The sequence below is a fragment of the Formosa sp. F44 genome (genome assembly GCF_056238645.1).
This window is the reverse complement of sequence record NZ_JBWDLJ010000001.1, coordinates 146,043-171,892: the sequence shown is the minus strand read 5'-3', so window position 1 is coordinate 171,892 and position 25,850 is coordinate 146,043. Positions and strand designations below refer to the sequence as shown.

The following is a 25,850-nucleotide window of genomic DNA, read 5'->3' as shown; positions in this document are numbered from 1 at the left end:
ACAGATGAAATTTATAGTATCAAGCACCTATTTATTAAAGCAATTACAAGTTCTAGGAGGCGTAATTAACAGTTCGAACACTTTACCTATTTTAGATAATTTTCTTTTTGAATTAAGCAGTTCGCAACTTATTGTTTCTGCTAGTGATTTAGAAACGACTATGTCTTCGACTTTAGAAGTAGAAAGCGATAGTGAAGGTAGTGTAGCTATTCCAGCACGTTTACTTTTAGATACTTTAAAAACGTTTCCAGAGCAACCTTTAACGTTTATTATTGAAGACAATAACACGATTGAAATCAGTTCTAATCACGGTAAATATGCTCTAGCCTATGCTAACGGAAACGAATTTCCTAAAGCTGTATCTCTAGACAAACCAAGTACAACTACTATTGTTGGAGATATTTTAGCAACAGCAATTAGTAAAACCATTTTCGCTGCAGGAAACGACGATTTACGCCCAGTAATGAGTGGTGTCTTTTTTCAATTCTCTACAGAAGGTTTAACGTTTGTTGCAACAGATGCTCACAAATTAGTTAAATATACACGTGAAGATGTTTCGGCTACTGAGGTGGCAGAATTCATTATGCCAAAGAAACCTTTAAATTTATTAAAAGGAATTTTAGCAGGAAGTGAAGATGATGTAATTGTTGAGTATAACGACTCGAATGCAAAATTCACATTTGATAATGTAGAATTAATCTGTCGTTTAATCGATGGAAAATATCCAAATTACGAAGCGGTAATTCCTAAAGAAAATCCAAACAAATTGACCATTGCAAGAAATCAGTTTTTAAGCTCTGTTAAGCGTGTTAGTATTTTCTCGAACAAAACAACACACCAAATCCGATTAAAAATTGCAGGAGCAGAATTAAACATCTCTGCCGAAGATATAGATTACAGTAACAAAGCCGAAGAGCGTTTAACGTGTGATTACCAAGGAGATGATATGCAAATTGGTTTCAACTCTCGTTTTTTAACCGAAATGTTAAACAACTTAAATGCCGACGATGTACAACTAGAAATGAGTTTACCTAATCGTGCTGGTATTTTAACACCAATAGATGGCCTAGACGAAGGTGAACAGGTGACTATGCTTGTTATGCCAGTGATGCTAAACAGTTAATACACTATTTATTTTACAATATTTTAAAGTCATGTAGATTCCTAGAATTTACATGACTTTGTTTTTTCCATCCTTTATATTCTTAATTACAAATGAACTCTGAATGTGAGATACAATCGTCATTTTAGAAAACCGTTTCAATATAAACTCTTGGTATTCATTCATATCCTGCAGTAAAATTTTTAATAATACATCGTAAGTTCCTGCAATATAATTGGCTTCAATAACATCGTCTAAAGTATTTACATAGGTTTCAAAATTACGAAAAGGCTCATCCTGATGCGTTGTTAATGTTACTTGGCAATATACCACCAAGGTTTTACCCAATTTACTATAATCTATAATCGCTGTATAGCCGTTAATTATTCCTGAGGCTTCTAACTTTTTTATGCGCTCGTGTACCGGTGTGATCGATAAATTTACGCCTTCGGCTAGCTGTTTAATAGACTGTTTACTGTCTTTTTGGAGCGCTTCAATAAGCCTATAATCAATGTCGTCTAACTTCATAATGGTAAGAATTTCTAAAAGGTTAATCAATCACAATATTAAAAAGCAATATTTACTACTAAAACTTAATTTTAAAGTATAATTTTTCAAATAAAATAAGCTTAACAATACAAATATATTAAATATTATCTTTGCAGTAGAAATATTTAAGACATGAACACACCAGAAATACAAGCCGTTTACGATAGAATTAAAGCACATTCAAAATCTTTTTTAGGGTATCCTGTAGCTAAAGACTTCTCTTATAGCGATTATGCGCCATTTCTAGATATCTGCATTAATAATGTTGGCGATCCAGAAAGCCCATCTACTTTTGCAATCGATACTAAAGACATCGAGCGCAAGTGTATTTCGTTCTTTGCAGAGATGCTTTCAAGCAACGATAAGGATGTTTGGGGTTATATTACTAATGGTGGTACAGAAGGGAATTTATACGGATTATACGTAGCCAGAGAAAGTTTTCCTAATGCCATGGTGTATTATAGCGAAAGCACACATTATAGTGTTAAAAAGAATTTACACTTATTAAATATTCCTAATATCGTGATTCGCTCTCAGGAAAATGGAGAAATGGACTATGAAGATTTAGAACAAACGATTTCTTATCGTCGTGATAAACCAGCCATTTTCTTTTTGAATATTGGAACAACAATGACTGAAGCTGTTGATAATATAGATGAAATAAAACGCATTATTAAAAAGTACGCGATTAAGGATTATTACATCCATTGCGATGCTGCTTTTTTAGGAACTATTGCGCCTTATATAGATGCGAAACCAAAATTTGATTTTGCAGAGGGTATTGATAGTATTTCAATTTCAGGACATAAATTTATTGGAAGCCCGATTCCTTGTGGTGCTGTTTTAGTAAAGCGACAACACAGAGATCGTATCGCACATTCTGTATCTTATGTAGGGACTATGGACACTACAATAACAGGATCTAGAAATGGATTAACACCTTTATTTATATGGGATTTCATAAAAAAACACGACCATAAAGGATTAAGAGAACGTGTTAAAGCGTGTCAAGATGTTGCCGCTTACACAGAACATAAACTAAACTTATTGGGTATTAAAGCTTGGAGAAACAACGAAGGGTTAACCGTAGTATTCCCAACACCTAGCACGCGTATTTGTAAAAAATATCAGTTAGCATCTCAAGAAGATATCGCACACATTATTTGTATCCCAGGAGTTACATTTAGTCAGATTGATGCCTTTTTAGAAGATTTAAAAACAGAACTTCACGATATTCCTACTCAAGCAGAAGCTGTATTCGGATAGAGTTAAAATTATATTTAAGCATAAAAAACGCCCATTCTCATGGGCGTTTTTCGTTTTTATCTTTAAAAATTTTTAACTAATAAAATGTAAAGATAAAGGATATGTCGACGGTTCTCCGTTACTTACTTTAATGGCATTTAAAATAGGAAAAATTACACTTAAAACACCTAAAATTAGAAACCCTACAAATCCAAGTCCTAATAACAAGATTAACGGTATGCATATAATAAAGTAAATTACTAAACTAATTTGAAAATTGATAATCTTTTTACCTTCTGCATCCATTCCAACCACTTTATCTTTTTGCATCAACCATAAAACTAAAGGAATTATTAAACTTCCAAAGCCCAAGGCTAAAGTTGCTAACTGACTTAAATGCGTAAGAATTAAAAGTTGTTTGTCTTCTCTCATGATATTTTTTATTTCATATATACATATAAGACGACAAACAACTTAATTTGTTACAACACCTTTTTAATGAGGCAACTTATCTCTTAACAAGCCATATATAAATGTTCCAGCAACTGCCGATATTAATACAATAAGAACAGGAATATAACCTGCACCTACCAATACAAAAATAGGTCCTGGACAAGCACCTGCAAGCGCCCAGCCTAATCCGAATATAATACCACCTATTAAATATCTAGAAACCGATTTTTCTTTATCTGCTATAACTATCGGTTCGCCACTAAACGTTTTAATATTGAATCGTTTTATAAGTTGCACAAATAAAATTCCGAATACCAAAGCTGTACCAATTATACCATACATATGGAACGATTCGAACCTAAACATCTCATAAATACGAAACCAAGATGCGGCTTCAGACTTATACATAACCACACCAAAAACTAATCCTAAAAGGATATATAATACTTTTTTCATCTTCTTAAAATATAAATGGGAATAACACATGAACCATAAATAAACCTCCAATAAAGAAGCCTATAACCGCTATTAAAGACGGTAATTGTAAATTACTTAATCCGGAAATAGCATGTCCAGAAGTACAACCACCTGCATACCGTGCCCCAAATCCAATTAAAAGGCCTCCGGAAATTAAAATCAGCCATGTTTTCACCTCCGATAAAGCTTCAATAGAATAAATTTCGTTTGGCAAATAACTGTTCACAGTAGAAAAATTTAAATCTTGTAGTGCCAACTTTGTAGATGCACTAATCTCTGGCATATCGCCACTAGATAAATAATGAGAGGCCACATAACCACCCAGCATAGCACCAATAACTATAAATAAATTCCAACTGTCTTTTTTCCAATTGTAATTAAAAAACGAGCTGTATTTACCGCCCCCACAAATACTGCAAAATGCACGAAGGTTAGAAGACATTCCAAAACCTTTGCCTAAAAGCAAGAGCACGAACATAAATAGTGCAATTAAAAACCCTGAAATAAACCAATGCCACGGTTGAAAAATAAAATCCATATTTAATTATTTATTGATTAAACCGCAAGGAAACTTAATAATCTCCGTTACGAATAGACAAATATAGGCGTAACATAGAGGTTTCATTGTAACATAGGTTACACCTTATTACTAGAATATTTTAAATTATTTCCATTCTCGGTATCGCTAAAAAGCAATAATTCTATTAAATTGCTAACTCGCAAACACATAGATCTGTATGAAAAAATTAATTACCATTCTTAGCCTATTAATTCTGATGGGCTTAGTCGGTGTAATTTACTTAAATTACCCAAAATTAAATTTTATCACTGGATTTGCCTCAAAAAGTGTGTGCTCTTGTACCTTTTTAGCCGACAGATCTTTAGCGTCTATAGAAGCACAAGACAACGACTTCTCTCCTATTAATTTGGCAACAAACACCATAGATTTCAAAACCAAATCTGTAACCTCTACCGTATTCGGATTAAAGCCGAGGACAGCCGTTTACAAAGAAGGATTAGGATGTATTTTAATTCCAGAAGGATTAGACCACACCACGCTAACCGTAAAACCAAACAGAAACAAAACGCCTAAAAATCTACCCTTCCCGTATGGCAATTTGCCTCAGAAAGATACTATATTTTCTAATATTGATTACACTATTTTAGATGAAGCAATAACCAACGCTTTCGACATAAGCGATGAAAAATTAAAGCGCACCCGAGCCGTAGTTGTAGTTTACAAAGACCAAATTATTGCTGAAAAATATGCCGACGATTTTAATAAAGACACTAAAATTTTAGGTTGGTCTATGACGAAAAGCATCACCAGTGCAATGGTGGGAATTCTAGAAAAACAAGGTCGCGTGAATACCAATCAATCACATCTGTTCCCTGAATGGGAAAACGACGACAGAGCAAATATTACACTAAATAATCTCTTACAAATGAATAGTGGTTTAGCTTGGGAAGAAGACTACGGAAACATTTCTGATGTGACTAAAATGTTGTTTTTAAAGGCCGATATGCCCAAAATTCCAAGAGAAAAAACATTAGCAGACATACCTGATCAAAGTTGGAATTATTCCTCTGGAACTACAAACCTTATCTCTGGATTTATCAGAAATCAATTTAAAACAGATCAAAATTATTTAGATTTTTGGTACACCGAATTAATAGATAAAATAGGAATGCATTCTATGACTATAGAAACCGATTTAAAAGGTCATTTTGTAGGATCTTCCTACGGTTGGGCCACCGCAAGAGATTGGAGCAAATTCGGGTTATTATACTTACATAATGGTAATTGGAATGGCGAACAAATTTTAACAAAAGACTGGGTAGCCTATACCAAAACCCCAACAAATACATCGGACGGGATTTACGGTGCACAATTTTGGTTAAATGCTGGCGGACGTTATCCAGATGTCCCTAAAGACTTATTTTCTTGTAACGGATACCAAGGTCAGCAAGTAAGTATTATTCCTTCTAAGGACATCGTAATTGTGCGCTTTGGACTAGTAGAAGATCCGCTGTTTAGCTACAACACCTTTCTCTCTGAAATTCTTTCCGCTATAAACTAAAAAACTCCCAACCAAGGTTGAGAGTTTTATATTGTATAAAATTTTATAATTATATGGAAACTACGAATTGTTACGTAAGTCTGCCATTTTAATAGCCGCTACTGCCGCTTCTGTACCTTTATTACCGTGAATACCACCAGAACGATCTATAGACTGTTGTTGATTATTATCGGTTAATACACAGAAAATAACAGGAACATCGTTAATTACGTTCAAGTCTTTAATACCTTGAGTGACACCTTCGCAAACAAAATCGAAATGTTTTGTTTCGCCTTGAATCACACAACCAATTGCTATTACGGCATCTACCATTTGTTCTTGCATTTTTTTACTTCCGTAAATCAATTCAAAACTTCCTGGTACATTCCAACGCTTAATATTACTTGGATCTACACCGTTTTCAATTAGTGCGTTGTAAGCACCATTGTAAAGACCTTCGGTAATGGTATCGTTCCATTCAGAAACAACAATCCCAAACCGAAAGTTGCTCGCGTCTGGGATTGTAGTTTTATCGTATTCTGATAAATTATGATTAGCTGTTGCCATCTTTATTTTATTTGCTTGCTAAAACTTCAGCTTTTCCTATAAAAACATCTACAGTTGTTGCCTCAGTTGAAGACGGATAATCGTTTTTAATTGTTTTAAAATATTTTAAAGCGTCAGAAGCTTTTCCTAATTCTAAAGCAATTAATCCCGCTTTATTTAAATACATTGGTGTTGTAAATTCGTTTGTACGAAGATCAGCCGCTTGCTTGTAATAATCTAAAGCATCCTCTAACTGATTTAATTGTACAAATGCATCTCCAATTGCCCCTTTTGCGATAGGTGCTAAAGCTTCATCTTCACTAGAAAAATCACCTAAATATTCAATCGCTTTACTATAATCTTTTAAATTTAAGTAAGCCATTCCTGCATAATACTCAGCGATATTCGCCGCTGGCGTCCCACTGTGGTTTTCAATGATATCTAACATACCATATTTACCTTCTCCACCATTTAAGGCTAATGTATAAAGAGAATCTTTTTCGGTCCCGTTAACAGCTTGATTAAAGTAAATTTTAGCCTGAGACATATCGTTCATTGCTTCGCTCTCTTTTGGTTGCGCTACAAATTCGTTGTATCCTAAATATCCTAAAACAAGTGCCGCAACTACACCTATTATTACAAAAATATATTTTTGATTGTTAGCTACCCAATCCTCAGTTTTAGAAGCCGTTTCGTCTAACGTGTTAAAAACTTCTGCTGTTGTTGAACTTTCTTCAACGTTTTCAAAATTTTCAATGTCGTTGTCTACTTCTGATTTTTCGGTTGGTTTGTAACCTCTCTTTTTATAAGTTGCCATAAATTCTATATTATTCCGCGCAAAAATAAAATATTTCTGCAGAAATAAAAGGTTATTTATTTGTTATTTTTCAATAATTTGCGAGTCCTTCTAATAGCAGATTTCAAATAAACGCACATTATCTCTTTTATGATTCTAAAATCCTTATCTCTAATTAATTACAAAAATTTTGAAAGTGAATCTTTTGAATTCGACGACAAAATAAATTGCTTTGTGGGACAAAATGGAGTAGGAAAAACGAACATTTTAGACGCAATTTATCATTTATCCTTCGGAAAAAGTTATTTCAACCCCGTTGCATCGCAAAATATTAGACATAATGAAGATTTTTTTGTGGTTCATGGTGATTTTGAAAAACATCATACGCTTGAAAAAATTGTAGTGAGTTTAAAAAGCGGACAGAAAAAAGTAATTAAACGCAATGCAAAAGCCTACGAAAAATTTAGCGACCATATTGGTTTTATACCTTTGGTTATTATTTCGCCTGCAGACCGTGACTTAATTATTGAAGGTAGCGAAACGCGACGAAAATTTTTAGACAGCGTAATCTCCCAGAGTGATAAAAATTATTTAAACGACCTAATTAACTATAATAAAACAGTATCACAGCGTAACGCCTTATTAAAGTATTTTGCACTAAACCACACGTTTAACAAAGACACGTTAGACGTTTATAATGAACAATTAAATGACTTAGGGACACTTATCTTTGAAAAAAGAAAAGCATTTTTAGATGTCTTCGTCCCTATATTTAAATCCCGTCATAAAGTTATTAGTAACAATCAGGAGCCTGTAGAATTAAACTATAAAAGTGATTTGTTCGATGGTGATTTAAAACAACTTTTAGAGCAGAATTTAGCGAAAGATAGAGCTGTACAATACACCTCTACCGGAGTGCATAAAGACGATTTGTTATTTGAAATTGATGGGCATCCGATTAAAAAATTTGGAAGTCAAGGACAACAAAAATCCTTTCTAATCGCCTTAAAACTAGCACAGTTCGATTTTATTAAAGCGCAAAGTGGCGTAAATCCAATTTTACTATTAGATGATATATTCGATAAACTAGACGAACAACGCGTGGGACAAATTATAAAATTAGTAGACGACTCTAATTTTGGTCAGTTATTTATTAGCGACACACATGCAGACCGTACGGAAAATGCTGTAAAACAAGTACATCAATCCTACCAAATTTTTAATATTGGAGCATAAAACCAGATCTTATGAAACAACTTATTGTATTTTTTAGCCTTATTATACTTACGAGCTGTGCTAGCAAACCAGAAATAGAACTTTCAAATTTAAACGGTTATTGGGAAATTGAAGAGGTTATTTTAGCCGACGGCACTTCTCATATATATAAAATAAATGAAACTGTAGATTTTATTGCATTGAATGACAGTCTATTGGGATACAGACAAAAAATGAAAACCGATGCCGACAATACATTTACGCCGGTAACCACGAAGGAACAGTTAAAAGTAATCACCGAAAACGACAGTTTAAAAGTGCATTATCACACCCCATTTTCGGATTGGAAAGAAACCATAATTGAATTAAATAACGATCGTTTTAAAGTCGTTAATCAACATCAAAACGTATATATTTACAAACGTTATATTCCTTTAAATTTATAATTATGGCAAAAAGAAACAACGAAAATCTAAGTATATCAGACGTTTTAAAAGAGTTTGTAGAAACCAATAAGTTAGAAAAAGGTTTGGACAAAGTAAACGTGCGCGAGGCTTGGACATCCCTTATGGGAAATGGCGTTAACAACTACACCACAGAAATAAGTTTAGAACGTGATACCTTATACGTGCAATTAAGCTCTAGCGTGTTACGCGAAGAATTAAGCTACGGAAAAGAAAAAATAATAACAATGATTAATGAGGAATTGGGTAAAGATGTCGTTAAGAAATTAATATTAAGATAAAACCTAAATTCAAGCTTCTATTAGATTGCCTTTGTCTTAAAAAGTAAAGCTTAAAAAGTCTATAATAAGAGGTGCTTGCAAGCAAAAAGACACTATTTATCACGAGATAAACAGTGTCTTTTTTATTTAAAATACAGTCAAATAAAACCGATTTACAACCAATATCTGATTAATTTGGAGGATAGCAAAGTAATATTTTTGATGGTTCTTTAGACACAAACGTAATTTCTGAAATCGCCGCAGAAATAAAAATCTCATCCCCTTGACTAAACGTGTATTCTTTGTCATTACATAGCATTGTACCTTCTCCAGAGTAAATTACTGCTGCATAAAACGTTGAATTACCTTTAATGGTATGCGAGCCATCCAAAAGCAATTCATTCAAACCAAAACATTTGGTATGTTTCTTATTGAATAATGTTCTTAAAGTAAACTCCTTAGAACTGTCAATCACTTCTGGCGTAATTTTCCAAGCCTCTAACGCTTCATCTAATGTATAATTGTCGTAGTGAAAACATTCTAACATTTTCTCTTCACCAACTCCCTGATGAATAAGTTCTGGTCCGATGGTTAAACCATTTGGCGTGGTTTTCTCGACACGCATGGTATAATCTGTAGGCTCCTGAACTTCCATTAAAAAGCATCCACTACCAATGGCATGAGGCACACCGCCATAAATCATAAAGGCATCTCCTGGTTTTACCTCAATTTTATGAATGCAATCTAACATCCCTTGAATATTTTGATTCTCGAAATGCAAACGCCATTCTTCTCGGGTTACATGTTTTTTAAAGCCCATATAAACAACAGGCTTTTCCCCATCGATCTCGCGCGTATTTAATACATACCAAGATTCTGTTTTTCCAAATTCGGAATTAAAAACAGTTCTGGCGTAGTCTTTATCGGGATGCACCTGAACAGTTAAACGTTCCTTAGAATCTAACATTTTAATCAGTACTCCTGTCGTTCCAAATTTATCTGCTAATGCTTTACCTAAATATAACTCTACATTAGAGTTGATTAATTCCTTTAAAGCAATGGTTCCATCTTCGGTTTCTATAAGCGATAAACCTTCGTCTTCTGGCCTATTATTTCCACGCGCTGTAACGGTAGACATAATCCATTCTTCTGGCATTGCACCATCTACTTCTGGAGATGTCTTTTTCCATCTATCAATTAAAGCACCACCTTCATACGTTCTCCAAACTCTATTCTGAAGTTGTTTTAAAGGTATATGTGCGTATTTTTCTAAATCTTTATTCATGTTCTCGTGATTTTCTTATTCGTATGCTTGTCCTGTAGAAGGTGCGTTTTAAACTAAAATTACACCCGTCACTTTACAAATTAAATGCCTGTTTTAATAAAAACTAAAAAGCCATTAAGCGCTACGTACAACATATAAAAGTTAAAAATTAATGTAGCTCCTAAAGCGATATTTATCCACAGACTGGTTTTATAGGTTTTCATGACGTCTTTTCTATTTAATAAGATTATTAAAAACAATGTTATTAACGGCATAATAAACGGACTTAAAGCTTGAGAGGCAATTAAAATCCAAACGGGTTTTCCTCCAAAAAATGGTACAATAATACCGGTTAAAGCGACTAACACCACTAAAAATTTAAACAGTGGTTTTTTCATATCGCGCTCGGTATTCGTATAATCTGCAATTAACCAAGGAAATAATAAAAGGTTCGGGAATATTGACGATAATCCTGCTCCAATTATTCCTAAAGTAAATAATGTTAAAGCAAAATCTCCAGCCCATGGTCCTAAAGCACTCATCATATCTGTAGCATCTACAACTTTAATACCTTGAAAGTATAAGGTTCCTGTAGCACTAATCATTATGGCCAAACTAATTAAAAATGTTAAAACCATAGACGACATTGCATCTCTATTTTCTGTTTTTAAATGCTCAATTCCCCATTTTTGTTCTTGCACCAAAATACTTCGAGACGCCAAACACACACCTGCCATTGTGGTTCCCACAATTCCAGCAATTACAAGTCCAGAGTTATCACCTTGCGGTAATTCTGGAAAAAAATCACCTAAATTAGTTCCCGTTTCTTTAACCACCATAATACTCGTTGCAATAAAAGAAAGGGCCATAAAACCTACCATCGCGCTCATGGCTTTAATAAAATTTTCATGCTTTCCAGTCCAAAACAAAGCAACTAAAAGGCATGTAAAGAAAATAGCGACTATTGGCGCGTTAAGAAATGAAATCGAAGTTCTTACCGAAATCCATTCCATGGCGACTTCTGCCACAACGCCCATAACTCCAATAACGGAGGATACAATAGAGACCAACAAGGCGGTAATTATAAAAATTGTTACAGGTTTCCCAAAAGCCTCTTTAAAATTATACATTAATGTATTTCCAGAGACAATGGTTAATTTACTAATTGAAACAAGTAAAAAATAGGTAAAAAAACAAGAAAGCAGTAAGGCCCAAGACAGGCTTAATCCGTAATTCGCTCCGGAAACAACCATAGAGGTTACACTTCCCGTACCTACAACATAACCTATTATAAAAAAGGCAGGGCCGAAATTTTTTAATCCTTTTTGAAACCTACCTAAGAGGGATACTTTTTCTGTTGACATATAATTTGGTTATTTTTAATTTTAGAATGTTTGTTTGGAACAATTATAATTTGCTATATCACTAAACGTCAACCGTATAAAACCCAAATTTAAAACGTCCTAATACTCGGACTATTTGAGGCAAGAATTACGCGATCTTTTGAATATTTTTTTAGCAAAAAGAAGTCATAATGAACCTCTCAAATTTAGGAAATAAATCACAAAAAGAGACTATAGAATATGCTAAAGGCATCATAAAATAAGGGATTTATTGAGGGTTTAGAAGAGTGCAACATAAAAAAAGGGAAACCTTATAAAATTAAGTTTCCCTTTGTTATTATTTTTCAAAATTATCACAGAATGCAATCAGCATTTCAAAATGCACTTTCATGACTTTTACCGCGAGTTCGGTGTCTTGAATTTTAATGGCGTGATAAATTGCTTCGTGATTCTGCAATTCTTTAAGACGCTCGTCTGCACCACAAACGCGCGTATCTTCTAAAACAGAAATAATTTTAGGTGTTATTTGAAGCATTAAAGCATTAATTGTACTATTACCGCTAGCTTTTGCAATAGCTAAATGAAATAGTAAATCTTCTTCTAAAGCATCTTCGCGATTTAAAACTTTAACTTTATAATTATTAAGCGCTGTTTCTATATTCTCTAAATCTTCTTCGGTTCTTCGAATGGTAGCTAAACATGCTGTTTTAGTTTCCAACATTAAGCGCGTTTCTACTAGAGATTTAAAATCTTGTTTATCTAATGCAATAATATCTTCAATAATACCATTTAAGGCCGTTATACCAATATTTTCTACAAATGTTCCAGATTGTGGTACTGATTTTAGAACTCCGTAGAATTCTAATTTTTCTATAGCCTCACCAACATGCCGTCTACTAACATTAAATTTCTCTGATAATACACGTTGTGAAGGTAATTTATCTCCTAATTCTAGATTTTTTAAGTTGATAAAATCTTTAATTTGGGATATAATAATATTTTGAATTTCTGTGTTATCTTTTATTTTGGCTGTTTCATATTTCATTATAATGAGTCTGACTAATTAAATATTTAATCATGGTTTTTAGATTAGTTCGTTTGATAAAAAAATAAATAGAAGTAAAATAAACCGTTAGAACTACAATTTTACAAGGTTTAATTCTAAAAAAAATACTGGCCTAAAACCTTAGACCAGTATTTAATAAAACTAATTTAAATTATATCTAATGTTTAAATTCTATGTCTAATATCGTTGATATAATTAGTATCCAGGATTTTGAACTAAGTTTGGATTTATTATAATCTCATCAAAAGGGATTGGTAATAAAGCATCACGACTAGCGTCGAAAGACTTAGGTCCAGGTCCAACTCCAGATTCTGTAGAAACTTCAGACTCTAAACCGTTAGGTCCGAATACATCGTAAGGTGCATTCCACATTTCTCTTCTTGTAATATCGTACCATCTCTTGAATTCGAAAGCAAGTTCTAATCTACGTTCTTCTAAAACGATAAATCTAAATTCCTCTTTAGACGTTCCAGAAACATCTGCAGGAGATGCACTAGCAACAAAACCATTTGTCACTCCACCTCTTCTTGCTCTTTCTCTTACTCTGTTTAATAAATCTTCTGCTTCAGTAGTTTGTCCAAGTTCGTTGGCCGCTTCTGCAGCGATTAAAATAACTTCGGCATAACGCATTAAACAGTAGTTTGATTGTGCCCCTCTACCATTTGTTTCAGATACTGGTGCTTTACTTGCCATACGTGTATATTTTGCAATATGCGGACGGTTAACACTTAAAGATGCACCTGATTCTACGTAGTTTGTATACGGAATACGAGTTCCTCCTGTTCCATCAGGGTTTGCATTAAGAACCATAGTATCATCAAAAGAAACTGCTCTTCTGTAATCATTCTCATCCCAAGTTGTATATACTTTAAGTGCAGGAACCTGAACAGACCAACCTGCTTCAGAAATTTCTGGTAAGTATTGCGAATCTGATCTACTACCCGTCATTGGTTCTTGGTAATTTCTACCTTGGTCACCATTTGTAATACCTGTAAAATCTAATACAAATATTGGCTCTAAAGAATTGTCTATTTTAACAGCATCGTATAAATCTTGGAAATCTGGTTCTAACCCTAAGTTATAAGTTCCTTCATTATTGATAACATCTTTAGCTTCGTCGTAAGCTAATTGCCAATTCTCTAATGTTAAATGCACTGATGCTAAATACGCACCCGCTGCAGATTTAGCAGGTAAAGCTCTTGTAGGTTGTGTATTTGGTAACCATTCTTTAGCGTATTCGAAATCTGCAATGATGCTTTCATAAACATCGGCTGCAGGAGTTCTAGGAGCAGTTACAGCGTCTATTGTGGCTGTATTCTCGTCGATATAAGGAATGTCTCCAAATAATCTTACTAAGTGGTAGTAAGCAAATCCTCTAGCAAAACGTGCTCTAGCAATAACTTCGTTTTTCGTATTATCATCTACTTCTGAAAGACCAGCACCATATCTAATTCCATCATTTGCAGAACGAATAATTTGGTACACTTTTGGCCAGAAACCATTGTTACCCATAATTAAAGCGTTGTTAGAAGATACAGTAAAGTTATCCATATCTGTTCTTTCCGCATTTCCTGTTCTACCAATAGCGGTCATATCACTTCTAAATTCAAGTGCCTGAGCCATTTCTCTTGATAAAAAGTTTCTATGATGCATATGTGTGTAAGCTCCAGAAACAAATCCTTCTACCTGAGATAACGTTGGATTAGCTAAAAATTCATCAGGTTGCAATTCTGTAATTGGATTCTCCTCTAAATCGGAACATCCTAATATTGATAGCCCTAATAAGACTACTATAAACTTATATGTTTTCATATTTGTTTTTTTTTAAAATTTTAAATTAAGACTTAAACTAAAAGATCTAATTGTTGGATAGTTACCAAAGTCATGACCTTGAACTGCATTAGTTGTAGCAGTTGTACTACCTCCAAAGTAACTTGCTTCTGGATCTAAACCAGAGTACTTAGTAAAAGTTAATAAGTTTTGCCCACTAACAGCTAATCTTAAGTTATCCATCCCGATTTTTTCAACTATATCTTGTGGGAAAGTATACCCGATAGATAAGTTTTTTAATCTTACATAACTTCCGTCTTCAACGAAACGAGAAGAAATTTCTCTATCTCTTGTTTTGTTAGAAGGTAAGTTAGATGAAGTATTTTCTGGTGTCCATGCATTTAACACATCTGTAAGTGCATTAGAATCTCCATTATATAATTGAACATTTGTAAGGTTTAAGATTTCTCCTCCGTAAGACCCTTGGAAGAAGATATTTAGATCTATGTTTTTATATCTAAATGTGTTTGTAAATCCGAAGTTCCAATCTGGATTAGGATCTCCAATAATTTGCTCATCATTAGTATCGATAATACCATCTCCATTAATATCTTGGAATAATGGATCTCCTGCTGCCTGGTAAGAACCTTTTAAAGCAGAACCTTCTGGCACATCTCCTCCTTGATAAACTCCAGTGTATTCATGTCCCCAGAACATTCCAACAGGCTCACCTTCTCTTAAGATGTACGTGTCTTTACCTGAAAAGTATCCAGGAGCTGCTCCATCAATAATATCTGCACCGTTAAATAAGCTTATCACTTCTGTCTTGTTAGTAGACCAGTTAAAATCTGTGCTCCAAGTAAAGTCGTCTGTAACTATGTTTCTTGTACTTAACACAACTTCAAAACCTCTGTTGTTAATTTCCCCAACATTTTGGAATACTCTTAAGTTAGTTGCTCCTGTGTAAGAAGGAATAGTCGATACTTCTAATAATAGATCTTTAGTATCTATATTATAGTAGTCGAAAGAGAAATTAATTCTATTGTTATACATACCTAAATCTAAACCAATGTTTGTTTGGTAAGATGTTTCCCATACTAAATCTGGGTTAGCTTCTTGAGACACTGAAAATGAAGGTGCCGCATCTACTTCTGTTCCTTCAGTAATTGCTAATAAAGATAATGACTGATAAGGAGAAATTGCTTGGTTACCAGTTAAACCATAACTCGCTCTTAATTTAAGACTAGAAATTGAGTTACTATCTTTTAAGAAGTTTTCGTTAGAGATTTTCCAACCTAAAGCTCCAGAAGGGAATATTGCATATTTATTATTTTCGGCAAAGTTTGAAGCTCCGTCACGTCTTACTGTAGCTGTAACTAAATACTTATCGTCCCAGTCGTAGTTTAATCTACCAAATTGTGATTGAATTTCAGACTCGGACCATGAAGATGTGATTTTTCTATTTTGAATCGTACCTGCACCTAAATTATACCAAAGGAAATCGTCTGATAATAAATCTTGCGTACTTGCAGAGAATCTTTCGTTAGTTACTTTTTGGTAAGAATAACCTGCTAATGCAGATAATTGTCCTTTTCCAATTTCAAGATTATAAGATAAGTAGTTTTCACTTAAAATATTTGTTCTTTTTAAAGTTGCAATACTTGCTCCTCCAGTAGATAATTGGAACGTTTGAGGTTTAAAGTACCCTACATTTTCGTTTGTTGTACTAAAACCAAAAGTAGATTTAAAATTTAAATTTTCTAAGATATCGTAACTTGCATATAAGTTAGATCTAAAAGCATCAGACTTCGTTTCGTTTACAATTTTATTAGCAACTGCCCATGGGTTTTCAATACCATCTCCTACAGAGTTTTGTGTAAAGTTACCGTTAGCATCGTATATCCCTCTATCTGGCGTAAATCTCATGGCAAGCGACACAACGTCGTCTCCACCTCCATTTACACTAGCAATAGCATCTTCTCCTGAAGATTGTGTAGAGATACCATCTTTAGTACTTCTGTTTCCAAAAAGGTTCATTCCTAAAGTTAACTTATCAGTAATTTTTGCATCTACGTTAGATAAGAATGTGAATTTTTCGAATCCAGAGTTAACAATAATACCATCTTGAGTAAAGTAGTTTACAGAAGAGTAAAAGTTGATTTTTTCACTACCACCAGAAAATGAAGCCTGACTGTTAGAGATATTACCAGTTGTGTAAATTTCATCTTGCCAATCTGTGTTTTCAGTACCTTGAACATATCCAGGGTTGAAAGATTGTTGGTATTGAGCAAATTGATCTGCATCTAATAAATCTAATCTATTAGATGTGTTCTGAATAGAATATGTTGTATTAACTTCTACATTTAATCTACCAGATTTACCTTTTTTAGTAGTTACCAAAATAACCCCTCCAGAACCTCTAGATCCGTAGATAGCTGTTGCAGATGCATCCTTTAAAACTTCCATAGAAGCGATATCGTCTGCTTGCGGCATAGAAGCCCCAACAAAACCATCTACTACTATAAGAGGATCACTACTAGCACCGATAGAAGAATTACCCCTAACTTTAATAGCAATAGGAGCTCCTGGCTCACCTCCGTTATTAGACTGTACAACAACACCTGCTGCACGTCCTTGAAGTGCTTGTTCTGCATTAGACGTTGGATATGCTGTTAATTCGTCTGTTTTAACTGAAGATACAGACCCTGTGATATCACTCTTTTTACGAGTACCATACCCAACAACAACAACTTCGTCAAGTTCACTTGCATCTTCTTGCAATACTACGTTAAGATTTGTTTGATTAGTAATTTTAACAGATTGTGTAACATAACCTAAATAAGAAAATTGTAAAATATCACCGGATTTTACAGATAATTCAAAATTCCCATCAAAGTCGGTAGCGGCTCCTGTAGTAGTACCCTCTACGACAACGTTAACGCCTGGGACGGGCATGTTTCCAGAATCAGTTACAGTACCGGATAACTGATATCCGTCCTGTGCAAATAATGATAGATTGAAAATCAATCCCAACATTAAAATTAGTTTAGTTCTTAATTTCATTTGTAATTTGTTTTGGTTAATAAATAAATTATTAAATTTTGGTTTACCAAACTGGCTATTTACACTGGTTTACCAGTTTGACAGTGCTAATATATGTTATTAAAATGTTAAATGCACGAAAAATTGTCGAAATAATAAAAATTATTAAAAAAAATAATTGAATCGATAATTAAACAGCGTAATAATTACCATAATACACAATACTAAAAACTCACAGCACCTCTAAAACCTCAATAAATACCGAGAACCCTAATAAATCAAACGTTTTCGAGAAGATTTAGAGCCAATAATTTTGCCACATTTTCGGGTAAATTTACTCCTCATTTTAAGTCTAAAAAGAGTCTCTTTTTTCAAGAAAAATAAAACAGATATTTTTTACAAAAAAAGTCAAATTTCGACCTTTATAAACCTAAATATCACGTACATGACTCGTTTTTTTTAAGATAATTAACAATAATGTAGAATTCACTGCAATTTAAATTTGATATAAAAACGGATAAAAACGCTCCAATAATTATCAGGAACGTGCAGTTTAATCTCCAATTGGGTACACTTCAAAATAAAAATCCCCTAACAGATTTATAGTTAAATCTATTAGGGGTTATTAATTAACTGAATGTTTTTAGTTCCTTTATTGTCCAATAAAAAGATATGAAAAAGGAAACCTGAAATCACTACACAAACGAAAGAAGTCTATATTAATTAGGGGATAGCACTTTTGCGCTTATCGTGTATCTATAAATCAAATAATCGTGGTAAAAACATTGAAATTTCTGGGATATAACATACCATCATCAATACAATTATCATGATAACTAAAAATGGAATTAGAGGCTTTATGACTTCAGACACCGATATATTGGCGACTCCACTACCTACAAACAATATCGTTCCTACTGGTGGTGTACATAAACCAATACATAAATTAAGAACCATTACAATTCCAAAATGCACAGGATCCATACCCAATTCCATTACCACAGGTAAAAAAATTGGTGTAAATATTAATACGGCTGGCGTAATGTCCATAAACGTTCCCACAATCAATAAAATAATATTGATTATAAAGAAAATCACAAACGGATTACTAAATTGATTCAGTAAAAAATCACTCATTAAGGCTGGAATACTCTCGAAAGAAAACAACCAAGACATGGCCATAGACGTACAAATTAAGAACATAACAACAGCTGTGGTTTTAGCACTTGTAAGTAATACATCTGGAAAATCCTTAACGCTGATATCTTTATAAGCTAAAGCTAATACAGCAGCGTATAATACGGCAATAACCGAAGCTTCTGTAGCTGTAAAAATTCCCATGACAATACCTCCCACTACCACAACTAATAAGAGTAAACTAAAAAAGGCCTTTTTAAAATAGTTCCAAATATCTCTTAAGGGAGCACGCTCACCTTTTAAAAAATCTTTCTTAATAGCTACGTACGCTATATATCCCATTAAGGCTAAACCTAATAAAATACCTGGCACATATCCGGCTATAAATAAGGCGGCAACAGAGGCAGAACCTCCACTTGCCAAAGCATACACAATTAAAATATTACTTGGCGGAATTAATAATCCCGTAGTTGAAGACGTAATATTTACAGATGCACTAAACGATCTCGGATAACCTTCTTCCTCCATACGATCGGTCATGATACTTCCAATTGCAGAAGTTGCCGCAATTGCCGATCCTGAAATTGCACCAAATAACATCGATGCTAAAACATTTACATAAGCCAAACCTCCTGGGAGACTTGCTACTATGGATTTTGCAAAATTTATTAATCTATTGGCTATACCTCCCCGTTTCATTATTTCTCCAGCGAGTACAAAAAACGGAATGGCCAATAAAGCAAAACTATCAATCCCCGTAATCATACGTTGGGCAATAGTTGTAATACCTGGTAATCTATCTATATTTAAAAGTAGACTTAAAGTTGTCGAAATACCAATACTATACGCTACAGGTACTTTTAACAGTAATAAGGCGAAAAAACTTATAAATAAAACGAGAATACTAATAACTTCTATACTCATAATTAATCGCGAATTTTGTTGGTTAATAATCCTGAAATGTGGTAAACCGAGAACATCATAATAATTAAGCCACTTATGGGTAAAATCATATAGATATATCCTAACGGAATTCTTAATGTTCCTGATAATTGATTTAAATGAAGGGTGATATACACTAAATTAAAACCGCCAATAACCATTACAATGGTAGCAAATAAGAACACTAAAACCTCTATGACTATGGATGCTTTTTTTTGATTTTTAGCCGACCATTTTCTATATAAAAAATCCATAGATAAATGTTCGCGTCGTGCATTTAAATAAGCCGCACCTAGAATGGATAACCATATTAAAGAAAACCTTGCAAACTCTTCTGTAAAAGAAAAAGACATTTTTAAAATGTAACGCGAAAACACTTGCCATAACACATCTAAAACCAATAACCCGAAAATAACGACAAGAATCTTTGCCATTGCATTTTCTAACTTTGTAAAAAAGGTATCTATTTTCATATTATTTTACGGCTTTTATACGGTTAACAAGTGGCGATAAATCAGGATAATCTGCTTCGAAAGTTTCCAAAACAGATTCTGTTTTTTCTGCAAATAAAGATTTCTCTGGGACGATAATTTCCACACCAGATTCTTTCGCTATTTTCATAGATTCTAAAACCGACAGTCTCCAATATTCTTTTTGCGCCTCGGCTGAAGCATCTGCAGCTTCTTGCAACCATTGTTGCTCTTCTTCTGTTAAAGTATCCCACCATTTGGTGCTTATAACCAATACATCTGGAATGGACGAATGCTCGTCTAACGTGTAGTATTTACTTACTTCGTAATGATTAGACGATACAAACGAAGGTGCGTTATTTTCGGCACCATCTACAACACCTTGCTGAATGGCGGTATACAATTCGCCATACGCCATTGGTGTTGCCGAACCGCCTAAGGCATTAACCATGTTAATAGACATTTGATCGTTCATAACACGTATTTTCAATCCTTTTAAATCCTCTGGCGTTCGAATAGCTTTTGTTTTGGTATAAAAATTTCTACTTCCAGCATCGTAATAACACAAGCCTCTTAGCCAAAAATCACTTCCTTTTTCAAGGATTTCTTTTCCAACAGCTCCTTCCAACACATTAAACTTATGAGCCTTATCTCTAAAGATAAACGGCACAGCCAAAACATTATATTCGGGTACAAAATTAGATAAGGTCGCTGCACTTACTTTAGCAATGGCAACACTCCCTATTTGAAGTAATTCTAAAACTTCTCGTTCTGATCCCAATTGGGCATCTGGAAAAATTTTAACAACCAACTTCCCTTTAGATTTTTCTTCTAATACTTCCTGAAGCTTAACGATGCCTTGGTGCACGGGATGAGATTGCTGCGCATTATGCGATATAAAGAAGGTTTTTACCTCACTTTCTTGCCTACACGATTGTAAACAAATAACGCCTAGCATACATATTAATAATTTTAGTTTCATATTATTTTTTGAAATTAAAATAGTTTACAGCATTATGGTAACAAATATCTTGCACCATAGCACCTAAAAATTCAATATCGTTTGGCACCAATCCTTTATTTAAATCGTCTGCTAATACATCGCATAAAATACGTCTGAAATATTCGTGTCTTGGAAACGACAAGAAACTTCTACTATCGGTTAACATCCCAACAAAACGACTTAAGAGTCCCATGTTAGAAAGGGTATTTAACTGTTTTTCCATCCCATCTTTTTGATCTAAAAACCACCAACCAGAACCCCATTGCATTTTACCTGGAGTACCACCTGTTTGGAAATTTCCCATCATAGTAGCAAACACTTCGTTTTGCGACGGATTTAAATTATAGGTTATCGTTTTAGCTAATTGATCGGTTGAATTTAAAGTATTAAACAATTTCGACATAAATTCTGCCATCGGGAAATCGCCTATAGAATCGCAACCCGCATCTAAGCCTACTTGCTCTACCAAACGCGTATTATTGTTTCGAATTGGTCCTAAATGATATTGTTGTGCCCAATCTAACTTATGATATTGTTTCGCTAAATAAATGAATAAAAACGATCTGTATTTATTAATTTCTAACTTAGAAAGTGCTTCCGATTGTAATCGTTTTTGAAAAATACTTGATGCTTCTTCTAAAGTACATGCTTCAATAGTTAACGCTTCACCAACACCAAAATCTGATAATCTGCAACCGTTTTCATTAAAATATGTCAACCTAGTGTCTATTGCAGTAATAAATTCTGAAAACTTAGTAATTGCGGTTTTAGAAGCTGTTTCTAATTTTTTTAAATATCCAGAAAATTTATCTTCTGCAATAAAAAATAGCTCATCAGCTCTAAAGGTCGGATATACTTTAGTAAAGAAATCTGATTTAGCAATTTGTTTATGATATGTTAAATCGTCTGTAGGATCGTCTGTTGTACAGACTACCTCTACATTCATTTGTTCTAAAAGTTGTGCCGGTGTTTTATCTTCTAAAATTTTATTTGCTTGCTCATACACAGTTTCAGCGGTACTAGGTTGCAACACCAAATCGATATTGAAATAGCGTTTTAACTCTAGATGCGTCCAATGAAACAACGGATTTCTTAACGTATAAGGCACCGTTTCTGCCCATTTTTTAAATTTATCGGCTTTTGAAGCTGATCCTGTAATAAAACGCTCATCTATACCATTTGCTCGCATACCACGCCATTTGTAGTGGTCGCCTTGCAACCAAGCATCGGTAAGATTTCCTATAGGTTGGTCTTCTGCAATTTGCTTTGCCGATAAGTGATTATGGTAATCAATAATCGGCATATCTTTAGCGTACTTGTGATATAAAACCTCAGCCGCCTTAGAGTTCAATAAAAAATGATCTGTAATAAATCCTTCAGAATCAATTGGCTTCATTTTATATGCTTTTAGAGATTCCGAATTCCAAACCGCGTAATTCAGCAAGACCTCTTAAACGTCCAATGCCTGAATACCCTGGATTTGTTTTCTTTTTTAAATCGTCTAACATCTGGTGACCGTGATCTGGGCGCATCGGAATATTCCAATCTGTTTTACCTTCAGCTTTACGCTTACGTTCTTCTAAGACAATGGCTTTTACCACATCGTACATAGGCACATCACCTTCTAAATGATTGGCTTCATGGAAATTTCCAGCAGCATCACGCTCGGTACTTCTTAAATGAATAAAGTGTGCACGATCTGCAAAGCGCTTAAAAATCTGAACCAAATTGTTAGATGCAATGACACCTAATGATCCTGTACAAAACGTAATTCCGTTAGACCTATTAGGTACTTGCTCAAATAAATAGGCATAATCTGCTTCTGTACTTACCACACGTGGAAGTCCTAAAATTGGAAATGGTGGATCGTCTGGGTGGATACACATCAACACGTCGTTTTGCGAAGCGACAGGAATAATTTCTTTTAAAAAGGCGACTAAATTCGACTTTAACGCTGTAGCATCAATATCTGAATACGTATCTAAAACAGTTTGAAACTGCTCTAATGTATAGCCTTCTTCTGCTCCTGGTAACCCCGCAATAATATTACTTACCAACTGTGTTTTGTCGGCTTCTGTCATGGTATCGAAATAACGTTTTGCCGTGTCTTTTTCTGCTTCGGTATACGTCGATTCTGCTCCTGGACGTTTCAGTAAAAACAATTCGAAAGCTGCAAAAGCAACGGCATCGAAACGCAAGGCACGAGAACCATCGGCAACCTCGTAACTTAAATCTGTACGCGTCCAATCTAATACAGGCATAAAGTTATAGCATACAATGTGAATGCCACAAGCTGCTAAGTTTTCGATACTCTGCTTATAATTGTTTATATAGTTCTGAAAATCTCCAGAACGTGTTTTTATGGTCTCATGAACGGGAATACTTTCTACCACGCTCCATGTTAATCCAGCCTCTTCAATAGTGTTCTTACGCTCTAAAATATCTTCTGTATTCCAAACGGTACCGTTAGGAATGTGATGTAAAGCCGATACAACTCCTGTTGCACCTGCTTGTTTTATATCTGATAAGGTTACCGGATCTTTTGGTCCGTACCATCTCCATGTTTGTTCCATACTATAAAATATTATTTTTATTAAACCCCACTATATGCACTAAATCCACCATCGATTGGAATAACAACACCCGTTACAAACGACGATGCTTCGTCGCACAAATACAGCGTTGTACTAATTAAATCTTCTGGCACACCATAACGTCCCATTGGCGTTTGGTCTATAATTTGTTGTCCGCGTTGTGTTAAACTTCCGTCGGTATTTGTTAATAAGGTTCTGTTTTGATCGGTTAAGAAAAATCCTGGCGCTAGCGCATTTACACGGATTCCGACTTTAGAAAAATGAACCGAAAGCCATTGCGTGAAATTTGAAACGGCCGCCTTAGCACCACTATACGCAGGTATTTTTGTTAAAGGTGTAAAGGCATTCATTGAAGAAATGTTTAAAACACTACAGCCTTTTTTACCAATCATATCTTTTGCAAAGACTTGAGTTGGTAATAATGTTCCTATAAAGTTTAAGTTGAAAACAAACTCAATACCCTTACTATCTAAATCGAAAAACGTTTTAAACCCTTCGGTTGTATTTTTTAAATCTTCTTCTTCTAAAAACGGATTAGAAGTTGTTCCAAGGGGATGGTTTCCTCCTGCACCATTTACTAAAATATCGACCATACCGTAAGCGACATTAATTTTAGATTTAGCATCTTCTAAAGATGCTTTTTCTAAAACATTGGCCATAACACCCATCGCGGTTCCGCCTGCTGCTTCAATCTCTTTAGCAACCTGCTCTGCTGCTTCTAATTTTAAATCTAATACAACAATTTTATGCCCTTGTTCTGCCAATGCTTTTGCTAGTGTACTGCATAAAACACCTCCGGCTCCTGTTAAAACGACTACTTTACTCATATATGGATTCTTTTAATTATTATAATTTCGTGTTCGCACACGCAAATATAATAAATTTTAGTGTGCGCCCACGAAAAACACCATTTATTTATAATAAAATGCTTTAATTTGTACTTTATAATTAATGATCACCAACAACAAGGCATGATAAGAATAAAGGATATTGCAAAAGAAGCTAATGTTTCTGAAGGCACGGTAGACCGCGTTTTACACAACCGAGGTGGTGTTTCATCTAAAACGGAGGCCAAAATACGTAAGATTTTAGAACGTAGAAATTACAGTATAAACCCTGTTGCTAGTGCTTTAGCGATGAAAAACAAGTATAATGTTGCCGTATTAATTCCGGAATATGAAGACACAGATTTATTTTGGAAATCGCCTTACTTAGGGATTTTAAAAGCGAGTGACGAAGTTAAGAATATTGGAATACATGTTAATTATTTTAAGTTTAACCAATACGATCCTGCCTCCTACCTTAAATCTTTTGAAACGCTTTTAGAAACCGAACCTGCTGCTGTTATTTTTGCACCGATGTTTTTAAATGAAACCAAAAAAATCACGACACAATTAGAAGCCATTTCTATTCCTTATATGTTTCTAAACATAGATATAGAAGGCTTTAACAACCTAACATATATTGGTCAGGATTCTTATACTTCGGGCTATATAGCAGGTAAATTGATGCTTTTAGGAATGGAAAAAGATTCTAAAATATTAATTATCCAATCTCGAGAACATGCTGGCGACAATACAGCAATCTCTAAGCGCATACAAGGTTTCAACTCCTTTTTTAAAGACAATCAAACCGAAATTGAATCGATAACCTTAAAGATCGAAGATTTAAATAACACCTCTAAAACAGAGCAAAACATTAAGGACTGTTTAGCGTCAAACGATTCGATAAGTGGAATTTTTATACCTTCTAGTAGAACCGCCGTGATAGTAGATTGTTTAAATGGAAATAACGGATTTAAAATTATAGGTTTCGACAATACGCCTCAAAACGTAGAGCGTCTTAAACATGACGATATTTCCTTTTTAATCTCTCAGAAGCCTTTTGAACAAGGCTACGAATCTATCCGATTAATGTCTGATTATCTACTAAAATCGAAAGTACCAAATGACAAGGTGTACCTACCAATAGACATTCTAATTAAAGAAAATGTAGTGTATAACGACATGAATCAATTAATGTTTGAAAATGCGATTTCTGAAGACTAATATT

General features: G+C 34.2%; 24 protein-coding genes. 7 read left to right on the top strand and 17 right to left on the bottom strand.

The genetic code is table 11. The features are described 5' to 3' along the window. Positions 1 to 4 precede the first annotated feature (4 nt). The gene (dnaN, locus tag AC0UBM_RS00685; protein WP_414035049.1) at positions 5 to 1,123 is read left to right on the top strand and encodes a DNA polymerase III subunit beta; all 1,119 of its coding nucleotides are present in this window, start codon (positions 5 to 7) and stop codon (positions 1,121 to 1,123) included. 48 nt (positions 1,124 to 1,171) lie between these two features. Here the strand turns inward: dnaN and AC0UBM_RS00680 are convergent, their stop codons facing one another. Then, the gene (locus AC0UBM_RS00680; protein ID WP_475687890.1) at positions 1,172 to 1,633 is read right to left on the bottom strand and encodes an Lrp/AsnC family transcriptional regulator; all 462 of its coding nucleotides are present in this window, start codon (positions 1,631 to 1,633) and stop codon (positions 1,172 to 1,174) included. A 150-nt stretch (positions 1,634 to 1,783) separates the two neighbouring features. Here AC0UBM_RS00680 and AC0UBM_RS00675 point away from each other — a divergent pair, with 150 nt between their 5' ends. Further along, on the top strand, positions 1,784 to 2,917 hold the full coding sequence (locus AC0UBM_RS00675; protein WP_475687241.1) for a histidine decarboxylase: 1,134 nt from the start codon (positions 1,784 to 1,786) through the stop codon (positions 2,915 to 2,917). 72 nt (positions 2,918 to 2,989) lie between these two features. Here the strand turns inward: AC0UBM_RS00675 and AC0UBM_RS00670 are convergent, their stop codons facing one another. The 3 genes from AC0UBM_RS00670 to AC0UBM_RS00660 form a co-directional block, all read right to left on the bottom strand. Further along, positions 2,990 to 3,328, bottom strand: coding sequence for a DUF4870 domain-containing protein (locus AC0UBM_RS00670; protein WP_434036434.1), 339 nt, complete (start codon positions 3,326 to 3,328; stop codon positions 2,990 to 2,992). A gap of 63 nt (positions 3,329 to 3,391) precedes the next feature. Then, positions 3,392 to 3,805: a YeeE/YedE family protein gene (locus AC0UBM_RS00665; RefSeq protein WP_414035052.1), complete on the bottom strand. Its 414-nt coding sequence runs from the start codon at positions 3,803 to 3,805 to the stop codon at positions 3,392 to 3,394. A gap of 4 nt (positions 3,806 to 3,809) precedes the next feature. Then, the gene (locus tag AC0UBM_RS00660; RefSeq protein ID WP_475687240.1) at positions 3,810 to 4,364 is read right to left on the bottom strand and encodes a YeeE/YedE family protein; all 555 of its coding nucleotides are present in this window, start codon (positions 4,362 to 4,364) and stop codon (positions 3,810 to 3,812) included. 199 nt (positions 4,365 to 4,563) lie between these two features. Between AC0UBM_RS00660 and AC0UBM_RS00655 the strand changes: the two genes are divergently transcribed. Next, complete coding sequence (locus AC0UBM_RS00655; protein ID WP_475687239.1) at positions 4,564 to 5,907, top strand: serine hydrolase domain-containing protein; 1,344 nt, start codon at positions 4,564 to 4,566, stop codon at positions 5,905 to 5,907. 60 nt (positions 5,908 to 5,967) lie between these two features. Here AC0UBM_RS00655 and ribH read toward each other — a convergent pair whose 3' ends face one another. Beyond that, complete coding sequence (gene ribH, locus AC0UBM_RS00650; RefSeq protein ID WP_414035055.1) at positions 5,968 to 6,453, bottom strand: 6,7-dimethyl-8-ribityllumazine synthase; 486 nt, start codon at positions 6,451 to 6,453, stop codon at positions 5,968 to 5,970. A gap of 7 nt (positions 6,454 to 6,460) precedes the next feature. Continuing rightward, positions 6,461 to 7,249, bottom strand: a complete 789-nt coding sequence (locus AC0UBM_RS00645) for a tetratricopeptide repeat protein (protein ID WP_414035056.1) — start codon at positions 7,247 to 7,249, stop codon at positions 6,461 to 6,463. 129 nt (positions 7,250 to 7,378) lie between these two features. Here AC0UBM_RS00645 and recF point away from each other — a divergent pair, with 129 nt between their 5' ends. Genes recF through AC0UBM_RS00630 form a run of 3 tightly spaced genes read left to right on the top strand, consistent with a single transcriptional unit; the run spans position 7,379 to position 9,188 of the window. Then, positions 7,379 to 8,464: a DNA replication/repair protein RecF gene (gene recF / locus AC0UBM_RS00640; protein WP_475687238.1), complete on the top strand. Its 1,086-nt coding sequence runs from the start codon at positions 7,379 to 7,381 to the stop codon at positions 8,462 to 8,464. A gap of 11 nt (positions 8,465 to 8,475) precedes the next feature. Beyond that, the gene (locus tag AC0UBM_RS00635) at positions 8,476 to 8,889 is read left to right on the top strand and encodes a lipocalin family protein (RefSeq protein ID WP_475687237.1); all 414 of its coding nucleotides are present in this window, start codon (positions 8,476 to 8,478) and stop codon (positions 8,887 to 8,889) included. A 2-nt stretch (positions 8,890 to 8,891) separates the two neighbouring features. After that, positions 8,892 to 9,188: a DciA family protein gene (locus AC0UBM_RS00630; RefSeq protein WP_414035059.1), complete on the top strand. Its 297-nt coding sequence runs from the start codon at positions 8,892 to 8,894 to the stop codon at positions 9,186 to 9,188. A gap of 169 nt (positions 9,189 to 9,357) precedes the next feature. Here AC0UBM_RS00630 and AC0UBM_RS00625 read toward each other — a convergent pair whose 3' ends face one another. The 11 genes from AC0UBM_RS00625 to AC0UBM_RS00575 form a co-directional block, all read right to left on the bottom strand. After that, a complete protein-coding gene (locus tag AC0UBM_RS00625; protein WP_475687236.1) occupies positions 9,358 to 10,452 on the bottom strand; it encodes a type I phosphomannose isomerase catalytic subunit in 1,095 nt (364 codons plus the stop codon). An 80-nt stretch (positions 10,453 to 10,532) separates the two neighbouring features. Beyond that, positions 10,533 to 11,795, bottom strand: coding sequence for an NRAMP family divalent metal transporter (locus AC0UBM_RS00620; protein WP_475687235.1), 1,263 nt, complete (start codon positions 11,793 to 11,795; stop codon positions 10,533 to 10,535). 316 nt (positions 11,796 to 12,111) lie between these two features. Further along, positions 12,112 to 12,819: a FadR/GntR family transcriptional regulator gene (locus AC0UBM_RS00615; RefSeq protein WP_414035062.1), complete on the bottom strand. Its 708-nt coding sequence runs from the start codon at positions 12,817 to 12,819 to the stop codon at positions 12,112 to 12,114. 216 nt (positions 12,820 to 13,035) lie between these two features. Continuing rightward, complete coding sequence (locus AC0UBM_RS00610) at positions 13,036 to 14,652, bottom strand: RagB/SusD family nutrient uptake outer membrane protein (protein WP_475687234.1); 1,617 nt, start codon at positions 14,650 to 14,652, stop codon at positions 13,036 to 13,038. A gap of 12 nt (positions 14,653 to 14,664) precedes the next feature. Then, positions 14,665 to 17,673 carry a SusC/RagA family TonB-linked outer membrane protein gene (locus tag AC0UBM_RS00605; RefSeq protein ID WP_414035064.1) on the bottom strand — a complete coding sequence of 1,003 codons (3,009 nt, stop codon included), beginning with the start codon at positions 17,671 to 17,673 and terminating at the stop codon, positions 14,665 to 14,667. Between the two features lie 735 nt (positions 17,674 to 18,408). After that, entirely contained in the window at positions 18,409 to 19,713 is a 1,305-nt protein-coding gene (locus AC0UBM_RS00600; RefSeq protein WP_459395786.1) for a TRAP transporter large permease, read from the bottom strand. A 2-nt stretch (positions 19,714 to 19,715) separates the two neighbouring features. Continuing rightward, complete coding sequence (locus AC0UBM_RS00595) at positions 19,716 to 20,204, bottom strand: TRAP transporter small permease (protein WP_414037596.1); 489 nt, start codon at positions 20,202 to 20,204, stop codon at positions 19,716 to 19,718. Position 20,205: 1 nt separating this feature from the next. Then, positions 20,206 to 21,183, bottom strand: coding sequence for a TRAP transporter substrate-binding protein (locus AC0UBM_RS00590; protein ID WP_475687233.1), 978 nt, complete (start codon positions 21,181 to 21,183; stop codon positions 20,206 to 20,208). A 1-nt stretch (position 21,184) separates the two neighbouring features. Next, the gene (uxaC, locus tag AC0UBM_RS00585) at positions 21,185 to 22,600 is read right to left on the bottom strand and encodes a glucuronate isomerase (RefSeq protein ID WP_475687232.1); all 1,416 of its coding nucleotides are present in this window, start codon (positions 22,598 to 22,600) and stop codon (positions 21,185 to 21,187) included. A 1-nt stretch (position 22,601) separates the two neighbouring features. After that, positions 22,602 to 23,777: a mannonate dehydratase gene (uxuA, locus tag AC0UBM_RS00580; protein ID WP_475687231.1), complete on the bottom strand. Its 1,176-nt coding sequence runs from the start codon at positions 23,775 to 23,777 to the stop codon at positions 22,602 to 22,604. Between the two features lie 20 nt (positions 23,778 to 23,797). After that, positions 23,798 to 24,625 carry an SDR family oxidoreductase gene (locus AC0UBM_RS00575; protein ID WP_475687230.1) on the bottom strand — a complete coding sequence of 276 codons (828 nt, stop codon included), beginning with the start codon at positions 24,623 to 24,625 and terminating at the stop codon, positions 23,798 to 23,800. A 144-nt stretch (positions 24,626 to 24,769) separates the two neighbouring features. Between AC0UBM_RS00575 and AC0UBM_RS00570 the strand changes: the two genes are divergently transcribed. After that, a complete protein-coding gene (locus tag AC0UBM_RS00570) occupies positions 24,770 to 25,846 on the top strand; it encodes a substrate-binding domain-containing protein (RefSeq protein WP_475687229.1) in 1,077 nt (358 codons plus the stop codon). The last annotated feature ends 4 nt before the right edge of the window (positions 25,847 to 25,850 follow it).

Coding starts and splice junctions, on each gene's coding strand:
- AC0UBM_RS00600 (WP_459395786.1), bottom strand. CDS start 19,713: ATGAGTATAGAAGTTATTAGTATTCTCGTTTTATTTATAAGTTTTTTC.
- AC0UBM_RS00610 (WP_475687234.1), bottom strand. CDS start 14,652: ATGAAAACATATAAGTTTATAGTAGTCTTATTAGGGCTATCAATATTA.
- AC0UBM_RS00655 (WP_475687239.1), top strand. CDS start 4,564: ATGAAAAAATTAATTACCATTCTTAGCCTATTAATTCTGATGGGCTTA.
- AC0UBM_RS00590 (WP_475687233.1), bottom strand. CDS start 21,183: ATGAAACTAAAATTATTAATATGTATGCTAGGCGTTATTTGTTTACAA.
- AC0UBM_RS00575 (WP_475687230.1), bottom strand. CDS start 24,625: ATGAGTAAAGTAGTCGTTTTAACAGGAGCCGGAGGTGTTTTATGCAGT.
- AC0UBM_RS00595 (WP_414037596.1), bottom strand. CDS start 20,204: ATGAAAATAGATACCTTTTTTACAAAGTTAGAAAATGCAATGGCAAAG.
- AC0UBM_RS00660 (WP_475687240.1), bottom strand. CDS start 4,364: ATGGATTTTATTTTTCAACCGTGGCATTGGTTTATTTCAGGGTTTTTA.
- AC0UBM_RS00615 (WP_414035062.1), bottom strand. CDS start 12,819: ATGAAATATGAAACAGCCAAAATAAAAGATAACACAGAAATTCAAAAT.
- uxaC (WP_475687232.1), bottom strand. CDS start 22,600: ATGAAGCCAATTGATTCTGAAGGATTTATTACAGATCATTTTTTATTG.
- AC0UBM_RS00645 (WP_414035056.1), bottom strand. CDS start 7,249: ATGGCAACTTATAAAAAGAGAGGTTACAAACCAACCGAAAAATCAGAA.
- AC0UBM_RS00620 (WP_475687235.1), bottom strand. CDS start 11,795: ATGTCAACAGAAAAAGTATCCCTCTTAGGTAGGTTTCAAAAAGGATTA.
- AC0UBM_RS00630 (WP_414035059.1), top strand. CDS start 8,892: ATGGCAAAAAGAAACAACGAAAATCTAAGTATATCAGACGTTTTAAAA.
- AC0UBM_RS00675 (WP_475687241.1), top strand. CDS start 1,784: ATGAACACACCAGAAATACAAGCCGTTTACGATAGAATTAAAGCACAT.
- AC0UBM_RS00670 (WP_434036434.1), bottom strand. CDS start 3,328: ATGAGAGAAGACAAACAACTTTTAATTCTTACGCATTTAAGTCAGTTA.
- uxuA (WP_475687231.1), bottom strand. CDS start 23,777: ATGGAACAAACATGGAGATGGTACGGACCAAAAGATCCGGTAACCTTA.
- AC0UBM_RS00665 (WP_414035052.1), bottom strand. CDS start 3,805: ATGAAAAAAGTATTATATATCCTTTTAGGATTAGTTTTTGGTGTGGTT.
- AC0UBM_RS00570 (WP_475687229.1), top strand. CDS start 24,770: ATGATAAGAATAAAGGATATTGCAAAAGAAGCTAATGTTTCTGAAGGC.
- AC0UBM_RS00635 (WP_475687237.1), top strand. CDS start 8,476: ATGAAACAACTTATTGTATTTTTTAGCCTTATTATACTTACGAGCTGT.
- dnaN (WP_414035049.1), top strand. CDS start 5: ATGAAATTTATAGTATCAAGCACCTATTTATTAAAGCAATTACAAGTT.
- ribH (WP_414035055.1), bottom strand. CDS start 6,453: ATGGCAACAGCTAATCATAATTTATCAGAATACGATAAAACTACAATC.
- AC0UBM_RS00605 (WP_414035064.1), bottom strand. CDS start 17,673: ATGAAATTAAGAACTAAACTAATTTTAATGTTGGGATTGATTTTCAAT.
- AC0UBM_RS00625 (WP_475687236.1), bottom strand. CDS start 10,452: ATGAATAAAGATTTAGAAAAATACGCACATATACCTTTAAAACAACTT.
- recF (WP_475687238.1), top strand. CDS start 7,379: ATGATTCTAAAATCCTTATCTCTAATTAATTACAAAAATTTTGAAAGT.